This is a genomic window from Streptomyces sp. NPDC001351 (assembly GCF_042896045.1).
Taxonomy (GTDB): Bacteria; Actinomycetota; Actinomycetes; order Streptomycetales; family Streptomycetaceae; genus Streptomyces.
Genome location: NZ_JBIAWS010000004.1, coordinates 78,226 through 94,384, shown reverse-complemented (window position 1 = coordinate 94,384; position 16,159 = coordinate 78,226). Strand labels below are relative to the sequence as shown.

The following is a 16,159-nucleotide window of genomic DNA, read 5'->3' as shown; positions in this document are numbered from 1 at the left end:
AAGAGTATTTGCGCAGCCAGCTGGTGTCGGACTCGATGATGCTGCCGCCAAAGGTGCTCTGGTTGTCCACCGCACGTTGGTCTCCACCCCGCTTCCAGCCGACCGCGTATATGCGCACTACTGGTGCGGATAGCGGTCGGACGGCGGCTGTTGCTGGTACGGAGCGGAACCGGGGTAAGAGTTCGGGGGATAACTTCCATATCCGGCCTGCTGATTGAACTGGCTCTGCTCCGCCGCCCGACGGCGCTTCGCTCGCCGAACCAGAAACAGAGGCACGCCGATCACGACGAGCACACCGAGGGCTGCCAGCGTGCTGAGCGCGATGACCGAGTTGGTGGTCAGTCCACTGCTCGAATCATCGGACGCGGAGGACGCCGCGGCGCCGTCCTCGGGCGTTGCCGTGGAATTGGATGCGGGCGTGGTGAGCGGGCCGTTCTTGGAGCCGGCCGGAATGTTCTGCTGAAGGGCGGCGAGAGGCCGGATGTAGCCGTAGCCGTACTTCTCGTCAGGGAGCTTCAGACCCTTGGCCGGGGCTGGGAGTCCGGCAGTCTTGGTGAGGCGGTTGACGATCTGGCCTGCGGTGAGGTCAGGGAACTTCTCGCGCAGGAGAGCGCAGGCGGCGGAGACGTAGGCGGCGGAGTCGGAGGTGCCGGTGCCCATCCGGTAGCCGTCGGAGTCCGTGCCGGCGGAGACGACGCGGTAGCCGGGGGCCGTCAGTAGGAGGTTCGCACCGGAGTTGGACTTCTCCCAGATCTCCTTGGAGTCCTTGACAGCGCCGACGTTCACCACGCCTGGGTAGCTGGCCGGATAGCTGACGGCTTCGGTGCCGCTCTTCCCTTCGTTGCCTGACCCCGCCACGACAATCGCATTGTGCTGAAGGGCGTACGTAATCGCCTGTTGCTCCTCACCACCGGCGGTTGGCAGGCTTCCACCCTGTGAGATGTTGATGACCGATGCACCGTGGTCCACCGCGTACCTGATCGATGAGGCAAAACCGTCCGACTGGCCCCCGTTGTCACGGAGGGGCAGGATCTTCGCGTCAGGGGCGAGTCCCTTCACGCCGTCCGAACCGTTGACACCGTGTCCGTGCCCGGCGATGACGGCGGCCATGGCCGTCCCGTGGCTGTCTCCCGCGGCGGGCGAGGCGTCGGAGTCCCCGTCGATGAAGTCCTTGCCCGGCAGGACGTTGCCCTTCAGGTCGCGGTGGGAGGCGTCAACGCCGTCGTCGATGACGGCGACGGTGACGCCCTTGCCCGTCGCGATCTTCCAGACTGCCTCGGCGTGAAGGGCCTGGAGCGGCCACTGGTCACTCCTGACCTGGTCCGCCGACGCGGTGGTCGCGGTGGCGAAGAGCAGTGCCCCCACCGCTGCCGTACTGCCCGCGATGCGCAGCGTCCGCGTGAGACCCATGCCCTGTTTCCCTCTTTCGTCCCGTCGGGCGTGGCCCGCGTAGTGGATGACGCGAGCCCCGTTTCTGTCCTGCCGCGATCGTGTCTACTCGATGAGCGGTGGGGTGGTGTCGTCCCGCTTGGGCACCCAGGTCTCCTCGTCCTCGACGAGATAGTCCGGGACCGGCTTACCGTCTTTCCTCTTCTTGCCGCGGCCCTGGCCGGCCACGCCGGCCTGTCCGGAGCCCGTCAGGCCCGCCGCCCTGCGGCCCTCGGTCGTGCCACCGCGGCTGCCGTGCAGACCGGAACCGGCCCGAGTTCCAGTGGAGGGGGTGTCTTCGGGTTCGCCGATCAACCCACCCTTCGTACGGGCCAGGGGACCCCGGCCGCTGGGCTGGTTGCCGCGTCCGGCACCTGCCCCGGTCCCGGCTCCCACACCGCCCACACCCGTGCGGCCGCTGCCCGCCGCGGAGCCTTCGCCGGCGGCGCTGCCACCACGGGCCAAGCCGCCCGCAGGGCCCCCGGGCACACCAGGCAAACCAGCACCTGTTCCAGAACCGCCGCCCGCGCCACCGACTCGGGCAGTGCTTCCGCCTCCGTGGCCGCCGCCGTCCCCGACGCTGCTGCCGCCAGAGCTGCTGGTCGCAAGTCCGTCCACATCCGTGCCGACCCCGGAGGGCGCGGACGTCTTTGAAGAGGAACCAGTGCCTGCATGGGCAACGCGGTGGGGGGTGCTGGGGGACGCCGTGATGGTCGACCGGCTCGAGCCGCGCGACGCGCCACTACTGGTGTAAGTCCGGCCCACCAGCATGGGGCCGCTCTCGGTCGGGATCGCGACGATCGGGACCGGCGCCGTGCCTCCGGGATCACCGGGATAGTCGTCGGACTCATCAAACGGCCTGCGGTTCCACGTACCCATGGCCTTGGTCTGCGACGCGTACGCCGCCCCCAACTGCTCCATTTTCACGGCCATCTTCAACTGGGCTTCCTTGCCCGCCGAGAGGTCGTCCTTGTTCCTGTCCAGGGCCTCCTGGGTGGACATCCCGGCCCGCTTGTCCGCCTGGTAGCCGCTGTCGTCGTGCGAGAACCCGTCCCCGACGAAGTCAAGACCACTGGAGATCGTCCCCGGCTTCTCCATCGCCTCGACCTCGGGCTTGATGGTCTCCAGCACCGTGGCCGCGCTGCCCAGCGCGATGGAGGTGTACTGGGCGTACTGGGCGCCGTCCTGCATCTTCTTCGCGATGACCTCGGCTCGCGCCTTGAAGCGATCGGCAGCCTCGCCCTCCCAGTGCTCCAGCACCCCGTGCACCGCTGCCAGGAAATCCTGCCGCGATCCACCGCCGCCGTCCTCGCCCACCAGATCATCGTTGACCTTGCGCCAGCCTCGGGCCACATCGTGAACCACGCCCGGCTTCGCGTTGATGACCATGGCCTTCATCTGATCCATGTTCAGATCGGCGAACGGGGTCGTGGCCTTCTCGTCGTAGCACATCGCCGCCGGGACGTACTCGTACGTGTAGCCGTCGCTCTTCTTCCCGCCCGAGCTCATGACCTACCCCCGTCCGACAGCGCCGCCGCGATCTCCGCTTCCTGGTCCTGGTACGCGCCGTGGTTCTTCTTCGTCTTCGTCCCGAAGTCGTCCACCAGGCCGTGGATATGGGTGACGATGTCCTCGAGGTGCTGCTTCATCTCCGTGTGCGCAATGTGCAGATCGTTCGCCTCAGTGAAATCCGCACTGCCCAGTGCACCGGCCGGCAGGTACGTCTGATAGCGCGAGTCGGAGGTGGTATCGCCCAGATTTGAGATGATCCGGTTGAGTTGTGTGACCACACCGTCCAGTGCGCTGAGATCGACCTTCAGCTCGCCGCTCGCCACCGCGACTGCCCCCTGTCCCCGTACGACTGATAGCGCTAGCAATCTTATCGGCGGCATCAGACAGCGCAGAGCGCCCAGGTCTCTTTCTGGCCTCGATGAGAACAGTGGTTTTTGGTGCCCATGGCGGGATCCGGGTTCAAACAGCCTTTCAGGTGCCGCTGGTGGCGGCGCCGCACCGGTTCCAGATGACGTTGAGCGGGGCTCGTGCGCTGTCGCCGTGCATGGGAACGGCGTCAGCGACTTCGTGACGCCCGGCGATGTGCGTGCCGGCCTGACCGGCCTCCCTCTCGTCGCGCTGCAGCAGATGCCGGCGATGCCGGGCGGCCTGGATCATGTCGGCGATGGCGATGAGAGCGCGGGCTGCTTCGATGCGCTGAGGGGCGATGCCCCGCTTGTCCACCATGTCAGCGCGCGCAACTCGGGGTTCACACCTGCCATCACCGAACTGTCAGCTGACGCTCATACCCCGTTCCGGCCAATGTCTACGCTCCTCGAACACGGAGTGGACCTTCCGTGATGCCTTGAGGAACGTGTAGTCGGCGATGCCGTCGTCGGAAGTCGAGGTGCGGCTGGCCGTGTTGACGGTGAGCGTACGGTCCATTTCTTCCGGGTCTTCACCGAAAGAGTAGCGAATGGAGTCCGGTTGTTCGGACAGCTTCTTGAAGTAGACCAAGGACGCCATTACCGCTCGCTCTCGAAGTCTTCCCGCTTGTCGAGCGGAACCTTGCTCTGCCAATTGTTTCATGATCGGGAATCAGACATTCCGGGATCGGGAACACGTCACACGGGAACGCGATGTTCGAATTTGCCGTCCTGATCGGCAGGCTGACCCGACCAGTCAGCCGTGATCAAGGGGGATTCATGCGCATTGCGCAGCACAGACGGGTCTTCGCCGCAGCCGTGACCACGACCGCGGCGATGCTCGCGCTCATCGACACACCTGCGAGCGCCCAACCCGCTGACCCGACCGCTCCAACCGCGGCGAACGCCGACACCACGGCACTCGCTCAGCTCGCCGAGGGCTATCTGCAGCAGCGCGCCGACATGCTGACGACGTCCCGCCCGACGGTGAGGGCCGCCGTCGTCCAGGTCAAGGCCACGCGCGCCATGGCCGCTCGCACGCAGGATGATCTCGCCGCCCTCGCGGAGAAGGGCAAGCGGTACAAGGAAGTCGACGGCGGCTACACGAAGGCGCAGGTCGACGTGAACGTCACCGACACCACCGTCTCTGGTCAGACAGCGACGCTCCAACTCACCGAGCACACACGCCTCTACCTGCCGTTCACGGCGCAGGAGGTCGAGCAGGGAGCGCCGGAGTACGAGGAGCTCTCGCTCCCGCACACGGTGACGTACACCCAAGGCACCGACGGTGCGTGGCTGTTGTCGTCCGACAAGGCCGATACGGAGGGCGGCCCGACGCCGACGACACAGGTTTCCGACACGGACGTCGACGCCGGCGCGGCCGATGGGGGCGGTAAGGCGGACGAGGACGAGGGAAGCAAGGACGCCCCCTCCGACACGACTCCGCTGCCCGCCGCCACGGTCGATGACGTCGTCAAGCCGACGGTCGCCGCCAGCTACAACTACAACAAGATGGTGGCCTACGCCGACAAGTACTGGGATCACCACAACGGCGCCTTCCGGACGTACGGCAACGACTGCACCAACTTCATCTCGCAGGCGATGTTGGAGGGTGGATGGGGTCCCAAGGGCGGCGCCATCATTCAGAGGACCAGCAACAAGTACTGGTTCTACGGGCCGACGACGTGGACGACCAGCTACACCTGGGCGGGCGCCGAGAACTGGTACTGGTTCGCGACCAAGCACTCGAAGAGGACCAAGATCCTCGACAACGTGTGGAAGCTGGTCACGTCGGATGTGCTGCAGGCTGACTGGGACCGGAACAACAACGTCGACCACACGATGATCGTCACGAAGAAGTACCGGGGTACGCCGTACCTGACGTACCACACCGGCGACACCCACAACAAAAGCCTGAACAAGCTGCTTTCTGACCATCCGCGCACCTGGTGGTACGCGCACCGCACGTGACAGGCTGCTGCCCCTCACAGGAGAAACTAGGAGTGCGCTGTGAAACGTCGACGCCTCTTGGCCGTGCTGGCCGTCCTGGTCGTCGCATCCGGCTGCTCGTCCTCTGAAGACAAGGTCGCGTCCGCAAGCCCTTCGAGTTCGGCGTCCGCCGACGGTGCCCGCAAGGCCGTCGAAGCCTATGTGACCGCGCTGAACTCCCGCAGTGTCACCGACCTGATTGCTGTCGGCGGTGTCAAGGACGCGAAGTGGTCCAGGCAGGAAGCCGCGCAGATCCTCGCGGACCGGGGCGGGCGCGGCTGGAAAATCAAGGGCGTGCAGGTCGAGCACGACATGGGCCCGGACACCGGCTCGGCCCGCCTTGTGGCCGAGGACAAGGCGGGTAAGCCGTTGCAGGACACCTTCACCGTGATGCGGCAGAAGGGCACGTGGCACCTCGTGGTCTTCACCCACCAGCCGACCGAGCCGGGCAAGGAACCCGCCTCAACCGACAAACCCGGTTCCTGACATGCCAGTTGGTCGGCCTGCGCCGGGAGTCAGGTGCAGGCCGCTCGTCAGCCGGTGGGATCCGCCAGTGACGGCACTGAACCGAACGTACCGGCGAAGGTCCTGAGGTGCCTATGGGACGCAGACCCTACGGCTGCCGGCGATTAAAGAGCCGGGTCCGGATCTCTGCCTAGATCAGCTACCGGTCTTCGACCGCGCTGGCCCCCTTGCAGAGGTGCCGGATGATTTTCGGGCGATGGCCGACCGGTCGGCGCTGAAGGTGCGCATCTTCTGAGCGCGGGGGCTGGCGGCACGGGTGTGATTCCTCTCGTGCCGCGCGGCGCCCTCGTGATGTCAGGCGGCGCGCTTCACGTGGCGGACCAGCCACATCAGCAGGGGGTCCAGGTCGGCGGCGGCCGAGAGGACCCGGTCGACCGCCTCGGGGGTGTGTAGCCACTCCTCGCAGCCGAGGGGGCGGGCGGCGATCAGTGAACGGTGACGCAGCAGCTTGGCATGGGCGTGGTCGGTCGGATAGCCGCGCGGGGCGCGTTTCATCACGTCACCGGAGATGTCGTAGCCCTTCTTCCGCACGTCCTCGACGATGACGGACAGTTCGCGGCCGCTCCCCTCCGAGGCCACGGCTTTGCGGAACATGTCCACCTGGCCGGGATCGGGGTACCACCAGGCGCCCTGGATCCGCAGGCCGTCCAGGGAGAACCGAAGACCGATCTCGATCTTGCGGCCGAGCCGGATCACCGCGCCCTGGTGCTGCCACCACCAGGAGTTGGTGCGGTAGTGCCAGACGGAGAAGTCCTCGTACCGGGGGTCGGCGTCCGCGACCTCGTTGAGCAGGGCGATCATCGGCTGCCGGACCAGCCGTTCGCGTTCCGTGCGGTAGCGCTCGCGGGTCGCGTGGGTCGGTTCGCCCTGGAGCTGCCACAACACGTCCATGGCCTGCTCCGGCCAGCCGGTGAACTGTCCACGCATGCACGGAGGTTAGCTCACTCGTGATCCGGGCGCCGGGAGTGAGGGAGGCGCAACCCCAGACAAGGTGGGAGATGCTGCGGCGGGGCTCGCCGGCCAGTTCGATGTGCCGTGAGCGGTGGGCGAGTCCGTCGAGGAACACGAAGAGTGCAGCCGATATGAAGCCGGCGGTGAGAGGCAGACACTTCAGTTCGCCGCGGGCAGACAGCGAAGATCCCGCAATGACTGGCGCATTGCTGCAGGAGCATGTCAACGTACAACGCTCTGGCGGAAGACCTTGCCCCTGAGCCGAAGGAGGCGCCCCTGCACTCGCACCATCCCAGCGAACCCTTCCAACCCGACTCGCCGGACCCCGTGTATTGGGTCACCCCGCTCCATCTGGCGGGTGGTGACGGTGTGCTTGCCGAGCGGATTGGTAGCACCTTGGCCAGCCTCGGCTGGCGTATGTGGCCCACCTCCCGTCACACGCTTCTGTATGTGAGCCCGGACGGGTTGTGCGGTGCCGAGTGGATTCTCGCGGCCTATCCGTTCGAGTTGGGTGGTCTACCGGTTGCCTGGCAGCTGAGTGCCCGCCCGTATGCCACTGCCGCGATGACGGAGTGGAACGCGTACTTCACCGCCGACGTCCCGTACGAGGCGCTTGCCGATCTCCTCATTGCGATCGACGCTCGCGAGGCGCCCGACGTTGGTTTCGCGGGGCCGGCGACGGTCCTCGACGCGCTCAGCGGTCGGGGCTGGATCCGCGACGTGGACCGTCCCGGTACCACCGCCATGGATCCCGGGCTTTCCACGTGCGTCTCCCTGGAGATGGTGCCGCCGCTCATCGAGGACTCCGACCCGCGCCCCGGTCTGGTGGGCTGGCAGGTATGGGCTGAGCCAGTTGTCGGCGCTCCGTATCTGTGGTGCGCCAGCTTCAGCGCCAGCGTCCCGCATGACCTGGTCGCCGCGTTCGCCTCCTCGCTTGCCTCGCCGGTCCCGGTGGCCCGCCGCACGCTGCCCAAGAGCGCCGAGGGACGGCTCACCGTCCGACGCCGCTGACGACCTGTCTCCAGACGCCGTCTGTGGTGCTGCTGGTCGCTGATTTCCGTGGCTTGAAGCTGAAACGTATGAGGGGCGTGCCCTGCGCCCGCCAGTCGACAGAGAGGAAGAGGATCTTGTTGTTTCGACGCGCTCGCGCGGACCGTGCGTTCCGTGAAGCCCAGCGCGCGGGTTACGCGCTCCTGCAGCAGATGCATGCGGAGTGGCCCCTGCCGGACCACACCTCTGGTGCGGTGGCAACGGCCGCATAAGAGGCGCCGGTGCCTGACTTCCTTCCGCCGGATCTGCGGGTTCCCTCGCGCCAGGAGGTGGAAGGGCTGATGATGCGCTGGGAGCAGCCGCTTGTGATCGACGGTGAGGTCCGTACCTGCCCCGAGTGCGGCGTGTACCGGGACTGGATCGTCTTCTGCCTGCGCGACGACTCGGTGTGGCTGCGCTGCCGGGCCGGCCACCAGGTTCAAGAGCCTCGTCTGGACGCTGCCTGGTACAACCGCAACTCCGGTCCGGTCGACCGTTGGCACCCCACCCTTGAGGACGGGCTGCGCCACCTCGGCCACTGACCTCGAAACCCCTTGCCTTTACCCCTACAGACCGCCGGCGCCGGGGGGTCGGCCTGGTCAGACCGTCAGCTCCGCAGCCACATAGGGGTTTCGCATGCGCCTTCGCACCACGACCGCCCTAAGCCTGAGTGCCCTCACCGTCCTGGCCCTGGCGGGCTGTTCGACCGGCATCCCTGACTCCATCGACCCGACCTCCTCGACGACCGTCTCGGCACGCCCGGACGGTGAGACGGCCCCGGCGTCCGCTCCGCTGTCCTCGGCGGCGCTGGCCAAGCGGCTCCTGGACGAGAGTGACCTGGGCGAGGGCTACACCCGCGCGCCGCAGCGCCCCGCGCAGCACAACGACGTGACCGTGCTCGGCTGCCCTGCGCTGGAGAAGCTCGGCAGCGAGGCCGCAGTCGGTGGCAGCTTCGACTTCCCGCATGAGGCGAAGGCGTCCTTCACCTATGCGGGCGGCAGCGGCTCCGAGGTGGAAGAGGAGCTGTACAGCGACGCCGAGGGCAAGCTCTCGCGGAGCGTGGGCCGGATCTTCGAGGCGATGACCTCCTGCCCCACCTACCAGGTCCTCGCCGGCGGTACACCCGTGACGGTCACAACTCAGAAGGTGCTCGTCGCCCGGTTGGGCGACGAGCAGTGGAGCCAGCTGCTCGCCTACTCCGTTGGCGGGCAGCGCAGCGTCGTCAAGCAGACGGCTGTCCGCACAGGCAACGTCCTGGTGGTCGTCTCGGGAAGCCCTGGCGTGGTCGACGCCCACCTGGCGAAGGCCGTGGACAAGGGGCAACGCGGACGCTGACCTCGGCAGTGCGAAGGGGCGGTGGCAGGGATGCATCCTTGCCACCGCCCCTTCGTCATATCGGTGTGCGGACTGTGCCGCTGTCTGTCAGAAGGTGTACGGGGTGAATGCGCGCAGCGGTTCAAGCACGGCGTCGACCAGTTGCTGGAACTTTGCTCGCTCGTCCGCGTTCATGATGTCGATGGCGTGACCGAAGGACTTCTCGTCGAGCCGGTCCAGGAACGGTTCGAGGAACCGGTCTAGAACCTCGGGTGCTTCGAGCCACCTGAGCCGGTACCTGTAGTAGCGAAATGTCTGCGCGTCAGCCTCACGGATCTCTTCGAGTGTGGCCTCGTGAGCGATGTTGTATTCCTCCTCGGTGATGGGCCTTCCGTCGAGGTGGAACCAGTCACCAGAGCCGTAGTCCTGGTACAGGTCGCACAGCAGGATGACGACTTGGGGGAGGGGTTCTTTGGTGGGAATGCGGGGTGCTCCTTGTCAGCGGTTGGTGGGGGTGGGCCATACAAAGGGTCCGGAGAATCCCCGGTTTCGGTAACCGGGGGTGTACGGCTACGATCCGTCGCCCTCCTACCGGGACCGGCCTGTGTGGGATGACGGCGGCGTGTACGCCTTCGGGATCCCGGCGCCGGTCTGTGAGGCGGCCTGAGCACGAGCGCTGCGGGCCTGCGCGGCTCGTGCACCCGGACCGGGGGTGTGCCGCTCACTGAGGCGTTGGATGCGCCAGACGAGGACTTCGGAGATCGACTTGGCGTCGTCCAAAGGGCGGTGCTGGGCGGCTTGTTGGAGGACGCTGGCGGGGTCGTGGCCGACGGCTTCGGCGGTGGTGAGGGCGGGCCAGGCGTTCTCGGTGAGGATCTGCTCGGCGTGGGCGGGCAGGACCTCGTGCAGGGTGCGGACGTGCTGGTGGACGGTTCCGTCGGTGGGGCGGTGCCGGGCGAGTGCGGCGAGGCTGATGGGGGCGATCTGGTCGTAGGCGGCCTGGAGATGGATGAGCGACTGGCGGGCGGCGGCCACCTGCCGGTCGTGGTGGCGCAGGGTGCTGCGGCGCTGGGTGGCGAGGACGACGAGGATGGCGACGTCCAGGAGCATGGCCAGGGCGGTGTGGTCGGCGGGCTGGTAGCGCATGCCCTTCAGAGCACTGCGCAGGGCGCGAGCGTGCTGGTGGTCGACCTGGGCACGGGTGTGAGCGGCGTGTTCGAAGGCGAGTGCGGCCCGTTGGAGTTCGGCCTTCAGGTGGGCGGGGGCGTGGGCGGGCAGGGCGTAGAGGACTTCGCCGAAGACCGTCAGGTGGGCCTGGGCGATGTCCTCGTCGGCGTGGTCGAGGTGGTGCGGGATGCGCTCCGCGGCGGCGGTGGCCTGGTGCCATGCGTTGGGGCGGCGGTGCCCGGCCGGTGAGTCTGCGGTGGCGGTGGGCGCTTCGGTGGCGGCCAGGCGCTGTCGGATCTGGGGGAGGGAGAGGTCGGTCGCGAGTTTGGAGCCGGAGTACCAGACGGGCTCGCCCTCACTGTTGGTGTCGCCGGGCAGGGCAACCTTGTAGCCCTGGAGGTCACCGGAGGGCAGGGCGCGGGTTTCGACCCGGAGGCCGGCGTCGGCGAGCAGATTGAAGAAGTCGTCCAGGTCCTGGGCGTGGGAGAGCGCGGCACGCGCGGTGTGCCGCAGCCGCTCGCGCGTCGTCATGCCACTGCCTTGCCGCTTGGCCTTCTCCTGCTCGGCGCGGGCGGGGCGCTTCGCGGCCGGGGTGCCGACGGCGGCTTCGGGTCCACGAGGTACCTGGGTGAGTCCGAAGTCCTTCTCGATCGCGGTGAGTTCGATCATGGCGCGGTGGTAGTCGTTCCAGTTCCGTGGCGGACGCAGGTCACCGCGGACCTTGGTGGCGACGATGTGGATGTGATCGTCCGCATGGCGCACGGCGACCCAGCGGCAACCGTCCGGATCACCCTCGGGCGCGATGCCGGCCGCGTGGAGCATGCGGCGGGCGATCGTCGCCCACTCGGCGTCGGTCAGGGCGCGGTCCTGGGGTGCGGCACGCACCGAGCAGTGCCACACATGCCCGTCCGGAGCCTTGTCGCCGGCCTGCTTGACCCGCAGATCCAGGGCCTTGGCGAGCTGGCCGAGGCGTTGCTCGTGGCCGGGGCTGTCGTAGGGGCCGGGGTCGGGGATGAAGTCGTCCCAGGAGGCGACGATGTGCTGGTTGGTGTGCTCGTTGGCGCGGCCCTTGTCGAAGAGGTAGGCCAGCACGCCGTAGGTGTTGCTGCCGGGCTTGACGATGTTCGCGATCACCTCGGGCCGCCCGCCTTCTGCTCGGCCGCCCGGAAGGCTGCGTCGTCGATCGCCCTGACCGTGTCGTGGGTGGTGGCGAGCAGGCGCTCGGCCCGCTGCAGGATCGCGGTGTCCACAGGGTGTGGGTCGCCGCCCGAGTTGAGGCGGCGGGCGATCTGGTTGACGTTGTTGCCGATCCGGGCGATCTGCTCCCGCAGCGCGGCGAACTCGTCGACCGCATCGTCGTAGACGGTGCGCTGGTTGGGCAGGTGCTCCTCGCCGTTGACGAAGGCCATGACGACCGCCCCGACCAGGTGCGCGCCCGTGATCTCCAACGACTTCGCCTTGGCCAGGATCCGCGCCTTCTCATCGACGCTGTAGCGGGCATCCACACGCTCTTCGCGACGGCCTTCGCTGCTGGCCGTGCGGCGGTGCGCGGCTCGATAGAGCGCGGCTTCGTCGGCTGCACGCGCGACGGCAGACGATGACTGTTCTTCGACGACGACGTGCCCCACGCCCTCCTGCTCCGGCGCGCCCTCGCGCCGGAGCAGCTCCTCCGCCACCCCTGGGGCGGAGGTGTCCGCGATGGACCGGCCTGTGGACGGTCCATCGCTATTGCTTGCTCCGCCTGGGGCAGGGGTGATCGGCAGGGAGTCCTCGTGGGTGGTGGGGTCTGGGTGGTGCGGAAAGTGCATGGGGCCTTCCGTGTCGGGGTGTGGTGGGGAGAGTTGGTGCTGCGGGTGTCACCGGCGTGGAGCGTCGGCTTCTGCCTTGACTTGGGCCTTGAAGTCACGGACGACTCGTCCGACGTCGTCACTGGAGACGGTGTAGTTGGCGGCGCGCAGGGCGTCCTCGACCCGGTCGCGTCCGACGCTGCCGGTCTCCTCGTACATGCGGCGGGTGTACTTGAGGATGACCTCGTCGGAGGCGCGGGGTTTGCCGCCGTCGCGTTTCTTCCGGACAGCCCGTTTCCGCTCGCGCCTGCCCGGAGCGCTGCCCGAGGTGTTGCCCGTGAGCGGCGGGCTGTCTTCGGTGTCTGGCCGGGCGGGCAGCCCTGGCGCCGGACGGGAAGGCTGCGGGCGGGCAGCCGGAGCCACCTCGTCGTCGCCCGGGTCTGATGGGTGTGGGCGGGCAGCGTCCTGCTCTGCCCGTTGCACTGACTCCGGGTGGGCGGAGCCTGATCGGCTGTGCCCGGATTCGCGGGCGGTGTACGAGGCCGGGGCCTGCCAGCGTGGTGGCAGCGTGAGGGAGGCGAGGCCGAGGGCTTGCCTGCGGGTAGCGAGCTTGCGCAGCAGCAGCTCGTCCTGGAGCGGATCGCCGTCGACGTCGGCCCGCTCCAGAGCCTGGTGCAGGCGCTCTGTCAGACGTCGCCGCCGCCGTCTGCCGAGCTTCTTGTCGCTCATCGACTCGGCGCGCAGGATCAGGGCGACGGCTTCGGCCAGTGCGCGCTCGCGGATGAGTCGGGCGGCGTCGGCGTCCTGGTCGGCGATGCGGAGTCGGGCGAGCACGCGTTCGCGTGCCTGGCGGATGAGGATGGCGGCCAGGCTGCGTGAGGTGGCGTCGGGGCTGCGGTGGCGCAGTTCGATGCCCATGGCCAGATGCCAGAGAATCGCGGCCAGGACGGGGCCGACAAAGGCTCGTACCGTGCCGCCGAGCAGCCCGGACTCGGCGTAGGCGGGCAGGATCTGGACGGCGGTGATGACCCAGGTGAGGGTTCCGGGTGTGCCGGGTGCCTGCTTCGGGCCGTTGAGGTTCTGGCGTGCCATCAGCGCCGTGGCGAACAGCGCGAGCTCGGCGGCGGCGAACATCGCGACACGCTCGGTCGTGCCGCCCATGTCGAGGTAGTCGGCGGCGAACCGCCAGCTGGTGTCCGCGCTGTACGCGGTGCAGCCGATCGCGGCCATGGCCGCGACGGGCACGGTGATGGTCCCGCGCCGGCGGTTGGTGGCGGACGGCTGCTGGCGGATCGTCCATCCGGCGAACAGGGCGGACACCACGAGCAGGACGAGGAGCACCACGGTCACCGCGGGGGAGGTGGCCCAGTCCGGCAGGAGCGGGGTGCCGCTGCTCTGGGCAGCCAGGGGCGCGAAGGGGAGAGGGAGCAGGGTGGGTCTCCAAGGTGCAGAGGCAAGAGGAGGGCGAACGCGGGGGAGTGCTGAGCACCCCTGCGCGAGGAGGCTGCGCGGGCCAGGGCAGGTGTGAACGCGAACGGTGCAGCGAGCCAGGGCCGGGAGGAGGCGCTGGGGTGGCCGGTCAGGCGGGGGCCGTGGTGCGGCGTCGCCGGTCGGGGCCGGTGAGGATGACGCGTTCGGTCATCTCGGCGAGGCGGGAGGCGACGCGGTCGCCGAGCGCGGTGCGTAGCTCGGCGGTGGGGAGGTTGGTGGTGATGAGGGTGGGGAGCATGTGCTCGTACCGGTGGTTGATGAGCCGGTAGGTGAGCTCCTCGGTCCACTCGCTGGTCTTGGCCGCGCCGAGGTCGTCCAGGAGCAGCAGCGGGCAGCGGACGAGTGTCTGCAGTTCCCGTTCGCCGTCGTGGCCGGCGCGGGGACGCAGGCGTGCGTGCAGGTCGGCGCTGGTGGTTGCTTCCCAGCGTAGGCGGACGCCACGGCTGAGGAGGGTTCGGACGGCGCCGTACGCCTGGTGGGTCTTGCCGGTGCCGGTGGGGCCGGCGATCAGCAGCGACGGTCCCTCGGCAATGCCGGGTCCGCCGGGGCCGGGGCGTCCGGCTCGTGCGATCTCGTCGGCCCAGGCGGTGACCTGTGGGTGGTCGGCCAGGGCTCGGCGGTAGCGGGCAGGAATCCGGGCGTCGGCGAGCTCCAGCGCGGTGACGGGCTCGGCCTGCGGCTCCTCGGCGGCGACGGTGGCGGGGTCGATGCCGCGACCGGCCAGGATGCCGTTGAGCCGTTCGGCGAGCGGGCCGACCCGGCGGGGCTCGCGGGTGAGGGTGGCGGTCAGAGGTCACCTCCGAAGGCGGCTTCGACGTCGGTCGGGTTTGTCCACGCCCTGTGCACAACCGGCGCGGTCGGCATCGCGGGGGTCGCGTTCATGGCCTCGTGGACGAGGCTCGGCAGGGTGCTGGGGTGCAGGCCCTTGGCGCGGTGACGTTCGAGTCCGGCCCTGATGTGGGCAGGGGCGATGCCCTCGCCGAGGAGCTTGTGCACGACCCGGCCGAGATGGCCCAGGACGTCCTTGGGCGGGCGGTGGGTGCAGGCGGCGGCGTACTCGGCGATCAGATGCTGAGCCGAGACGGTGTTGGGCGCGGGGGCGCTCGCGCCCCCCGAAGGGGTACTTCCTAGATCCATGATCCTAGGTCCTAGATCCGTACCTTGAGCCGTCACTGCCGCCTCACTGAGTCCTCCGTGCTCCCTCACGGAGGGCTCCGTGAAATCGCTCTGACCTGCAGCTTTGTCATCGGTGCCGGGATTCACCGCAGGTTCGCGCACTTGTCCGGAGCTTTCACGGAGAGTTCCGTGAGACTGCGGTGAGGGCTCCGTGATGCCAGCCCCCGCAGCCAGAACGGCGACGCCCGGCGCGGCTCCGGCATGGCCGTCGTGGTGCGGGCAGGCAGGGAGACGGCTCCTGCTGGGCCGGTTGATCTTCTGATGCTGATGCCAGGTGACGATGTGCAGGTACCGCTTGTCGTCCGGCCCCTTGTAGCGGCAGATCAGTCCGGCGTCGGCGAGCTGGGCGAGGTCCGTCTCGACGTCCGAGGGCCCGTGCTCGGGGCGAAGCACCCACAGCTGTCCGGCGACGATCGCGGCGTGGTCGCGGTGGCGGCCCTGGTCGTCGGCCTGGGTGAGCAGGCCGAGGAAGGTGCGCTCGGCGGTCAGGGAGACGGCGGCCAGGGACTCGGAGACGAAGGCTTCGGGCTTGATGGTGCGGATTCGAGCCAAGAGGGGCGGTTCCTCACTCGGTTGCAGGCGGGCAGGAGCCCACGGTTCACCGTCGATGGGCGGTACGGGCGTCAGGGGAGGGGAGTTGGCCGGTCGGCGGCGCGGGGCGCGCTGATGGCCGGGCGCGCTTTCCGGGGGTGTCGTCAACATAGCCACACCCGGGCCGCGCAAGTCCAGCCCAATCCCGCGCCATCTCTGACGGCAGAAAGGCTGCCGAAAAAGAAGGCGGTGGAGGGCGGTCCCAAAACTGTAGGGCACGATCGCCGGTTGCCGAAATAATGCTCCGTCAGATGGAGCCAGAAGCATCACATCGAGAACCCGTTGACTCCCGCTGCGTGCGCAAGCTACAACACAACACCCCACGTCAGAGCATGTCTCCGAGATTACGAAGACACCGCAAACCGGATGCTCGAAACCCGGCCTGCAGATAGGTCCCGGCCGCTATGCCGGGCGCAACATAGCCGACGATCGCCGGTTAACCAAACCGGCGATTGGGAGCTACAAATGGAGCTATGGCAGCAAGATCCCTGGAAATCGGTCCGGCCGGAATACGGACCGCCTGCACCATCGAAATCCTCCGCACCGAACGCGGCCTCGCCCAGCGCGAGCTCGCCGCCCGTGTCACTGCCCTCGGCCGTCCGATGACCAACACGATGCTGTCCCGGATCGAACGTGCCCAGCGGCGTTGCGACGTCGACGACCTCGTCGCGATAGCCGAAGCACTCCTCGTCTCACCCCTCGTGCTGCTGGAGGGACCGAGCGCCACCTGAGACGGGCCACCCACCGTTGCTGATCGAACATCCTCCACCGAGAAGGACCCACCCCTCTTGCCCC

At 68.3% G+C, this 16,159-nt stretch carries 17 protein-coding genes; 6 read left to right on the top strand and 11 right to left on the bottom strand.

Going from position 1 to position 16,159, the window contains the following annotated elements; genetic code table 11:
* Positions 1-117: 117 nt before the first annotated feature.
* The 5 genes from mycP to ACFY1U_RS15250 form a co-directional block, all read right to left on the bottom strand.
* The gene (mycP, locus tag ACFY1U_RS15270; protein WP_390694615.1) at positions 118-1,410 is read right to left on the bottom strand and encodes a type VII secretion-associated serine protease mycosin; all 1,293 of its coding nucleotides are present in this window, start codon (positions 1,408-1,410) and stop codon (positions 118-120) included.
* An 84-nt stretch (positions 1,411-1,494) separates the two neighbouring features.
* Positions 1,495-2,937 (bottom strand): hypothetical protein, encoded by a 1,443-nt coding sequence (locus tag ACFY1U_RS15265; protein WP_390694614.1) that lies wholly within the window; start codon positions 2,935-2,937, stop codon positions 1,495-1,497.
* Positions 2,934-3,263, bottom strand: a complete 330-nt coding sequence (locus tag ACFY1U_RS15260; protein ID WP_390694613.1) for a hypothetical protein — start codon at positions 3,261-3,263, stop codon at positions 2,934-2,936. Before ACFY1U_RS15260 ends, ACFY1U_RS15265 begins: the two co-directional genes overlap by 4 nt.
* A 148-nt stretch (positions 3,264-3,411) precedes the next feature.
* Complete coding sequence (locus tag ACFY1U_RS15255; RefSeq protein ID WP_390694612.1) at positions 3,412-3,666, bottom strand: hypothetical protein; 255 nt, start codon at positions 3,664-3,666, stop codon at positions 3,412-3,414.
* Positions 3,667-3,711: 45 nt separating this feature from the next.
* Complete coding sequence (locus ACFY1U_RS15250; RefSeq protein WP_390694611.1) at positions 3,712-3,936, bottom strand: hypothetical protein; 225 nt, start codon at positions 3,934-3,936, stop codon at positions 3,712-3,714.
* Positions 3,937-4,124: 188 nt separating this feature from the next.
* Between ACFY1U_RS15250 and ACFY1U_RS15245 the strand changes: the two genes are divergently transcribed.
* The gene (locus ACFY1U_RS15245) at positions 4,125-5,315 is read left to right on the top strand and encodes an amidase domain-containing protein (protein ID WP_390694610.1); all 1,191 of its coding nucleotides are present in this window, start codon (positions 4,125-4,127) and stop codon (positions 5,313-5,315) included.
* A 63-nt stretch (positions 5,316-5,378) separates the two neighbouring features.
* Complete coding sequence (locus ACFY1U_RS15240; RefSeq protein ID WP_390694609.1) at positions 5,379-5,819, top strand: hypothetical protein; 441 nt, start codon at positions 5,379-5,381, stop codon at positions 5,817-5,819.
* 333 nt (positions 5,820-6,152) lie between these two features.
* Here the strand turns inward: ACFY1U_RS15240 and ACFY1U_RS15235 are convergent, their stop codons facing one another.
* Positions 6,153-6,785, bottom strand: coding sequence for a DUF2461 family protein (locus ACFY1U_RS15235; protein ID WP_390694608.1), 633 nt, complete (start codon positions 6,783-6,785; stop codon positions 6,153-6,155).
* Positions 6,786-7,028: 243 nt separating this feature from the next.
* On the opposite strand from ACFY1U_RS15235, the gene ACFY1U_RS15230 reads away from it, so the two are divergent.
* From ACFY1U_RS15230 to ACFY1U_RS15220, 3 genes are all read left to right on the top strand, one after another.
* The gene (locus tag ACFY1U_RS15230) at positions 7,029-7,820 is read left to right on the top strand and encodes a DUF317 domain-containing protein (protein ID WP_390694607.1); all 792 of its coding nucleotides are present in this window, start codon (positions 7,029-7,031) and stop codon (positions 7,818-7,820) included.
* Between the two features lie 260 nt (positions 7,821-8,080).
* Positions 8,081-8,380, top strand: a complete 300-nt coding sequence (locus ACFY1U_RS15225; RefSeq protein WP_390694606.1) for a hypothetical protein — start codon at positions 8,081-8,083, stop codon at positions 8,378-8,380.
* Between the two features lie 94 nt (positions 8,381-8,474).
* The gene (locus ACFY1U_RS15220; RefSeq protein WP_390694605.1) at positions 8,475-9,173 is read left to right on the top strand and encodes a hypothetical protein; all 699 of its coding nucleotides are present in this window, start codon (positions 8,475-8,477) and stop codon (positions 9,171-9,173) included.
* 567 nt (positions 9,174-9,740) lie between these two features.
* Here the strand turns inward: ACFY1U_RS15220 and ACFY1U_RS15215 are convergent.
* From ACFY1U_RS15215 to ACFY1U_RS15195, 5 genes are all read right to left on the bottom strand, one after another.
* Complete coding sequence (locus ACFY1U_RS15215; RefSeq protein ID WP_390694604.1) at positions 9,741-11,453, bottom strand: relaxase/mobilization nuclease domain-containing protein; 1,713 nt, start codon at positions 11,451-11,453, stop codon at positions 9,741-9,743.
* Positions 11,450-12,127, bottom strand: coding sequence for a MobC family plasmid mobilization relaxosome protein (locus tag ACFY1U_RS15210; protein ID WP_390694603.1), 678 nt, complete (start codon positions 12,125-12,127; stop codon positions 11,450-11,452). Before ACFY1U_RS15210 ends, ACFY1U_RS15215 begins: the two co-directional genes overlap by 4 nt.
* Positions 12,128-12,175: 48 nt before the next feature.
* Positions 12,176-13,456, bottom strand: coding sequence for a hypothetical protein (locus tag ACFY1U_RS15205; protein WP_390694602.1), 1,281 nt, complete (start codon positions 13,454-13,456; stop codon positions 12,176-12,178).
* Positions 13,457-13,685: 229 nt separating this feature from the next.
* Positions 13,686-14,387, bottom strand: coding sequence for an ATP-binding protein (locus tag ACFY1U_RS15200; RefSeq protein WP_390695207.1), 702 nt, complete (start codon positions 14,385-14,387; stop codon positions 13,686-13,688).
* A complete protein-coding gene (locus tag ACFY1U_RS15195; RefSeq protein WP_390694601.1) occupies positions 14,384-15,325 on the bottom strand; it encodes a hypothetical protein in 942 nt (313 codons plus the stop codon). The genes ACFY1U_RS15200 and ACFY1U_RS15195 overlap by 4 nt, the downstream gene beginning before the upstream one ends.
* Positions 15,326-15,837: 512 nt before the next feature.
* On the opposite strand from ACFY1U_RS15195, the gene ACFY1U_RS15190 reads away from it, so the two are divergent.
* Complete coding sequence (locus ACFY1U_RS15190; RefSeq protein ID WP_390694600.1) at positions 15,838-16,095, top strand: helix-turn-helix domain-containing protein; 258 nt, start codon at positions 15,838-15,840, stop codon at positions 16,093-16,095.
* The last annotated feature ends 64 nt before the right edge of the window (positions 16,096-16,159 follow it).

What these genes read in the sequence shown, in the direction of transcription:
- ACFY1U_RS15255 (WP_390694612.1), bottom strand. Translation starts at nt 3,666, where the DNA reads ATGGTGGACAAGCGGGGCATCGCCCCTCAGCGCATCGAAGCAGCCCGC.
- ACFY1U_RS15245 (WP_390694610.1), top strand. Translation starts at nt 4,125, where the DNA reads ATGCGCATTGCGCAGCACAGACGGGTCTTCGCCGCAGCCGTGACCACG.
- ACFY1U_RS15265 (WP_390694614.1), bottom strand. Translation starts at nt 2,937, where the DNA reads ATGAGCTCGGGCGGGAAGAAGAGCGACGGCTACACGTACGAGTACGTC.
- ACFY1U_RS15220 (WP_390694605.1), top strand. Translation starts at nt 8,475, where the DNA reads ATGCGCCTTCGCACCACGACCGCCCTAAGCCTGAGTGCCCTCACCGTC.
- ACFY1U_RS15235 (WP_390694608.1), bottom strand. Translation starts at nt 6,785, where the DNA reads ATGCGTGGACAGTTCACCGGCTGGCCGGAGCAGGCCATGGACGTGTTG.
- ACFY1U_RS15190 (WP_390694600.1), top strand. Translation starts at nt 15,838, where the DNA reads ATGGCAGCAAGATCCCTGGAAATCGGTCCGGCCGGAATACGGACCGCC.
- ACFY1U_RS15230 (WP_390694607.1), top strand. Translation starts at nt 7,029, where the DNA reads ATGTCAACGTACAACGCTCTGGCGGAAGACCTTGCCCCTGAGCCGAAG.
- ACFY1U_RS15210 (WP_390694603.1), bottom strand. Translation starts at nt 12,127, where the DNA reads ATGCACTTTCCGCACCACCCAGACCCCACCACCCACGAGGACTCCCTG.
- mycP (WP_390694615.1), bottom strand. Translation starts at nt 1,410, where the DNA reads ATGGGTCTCACGCGGACGCTGCGCATCGCGGGCAGTACGGCAGCGGTG.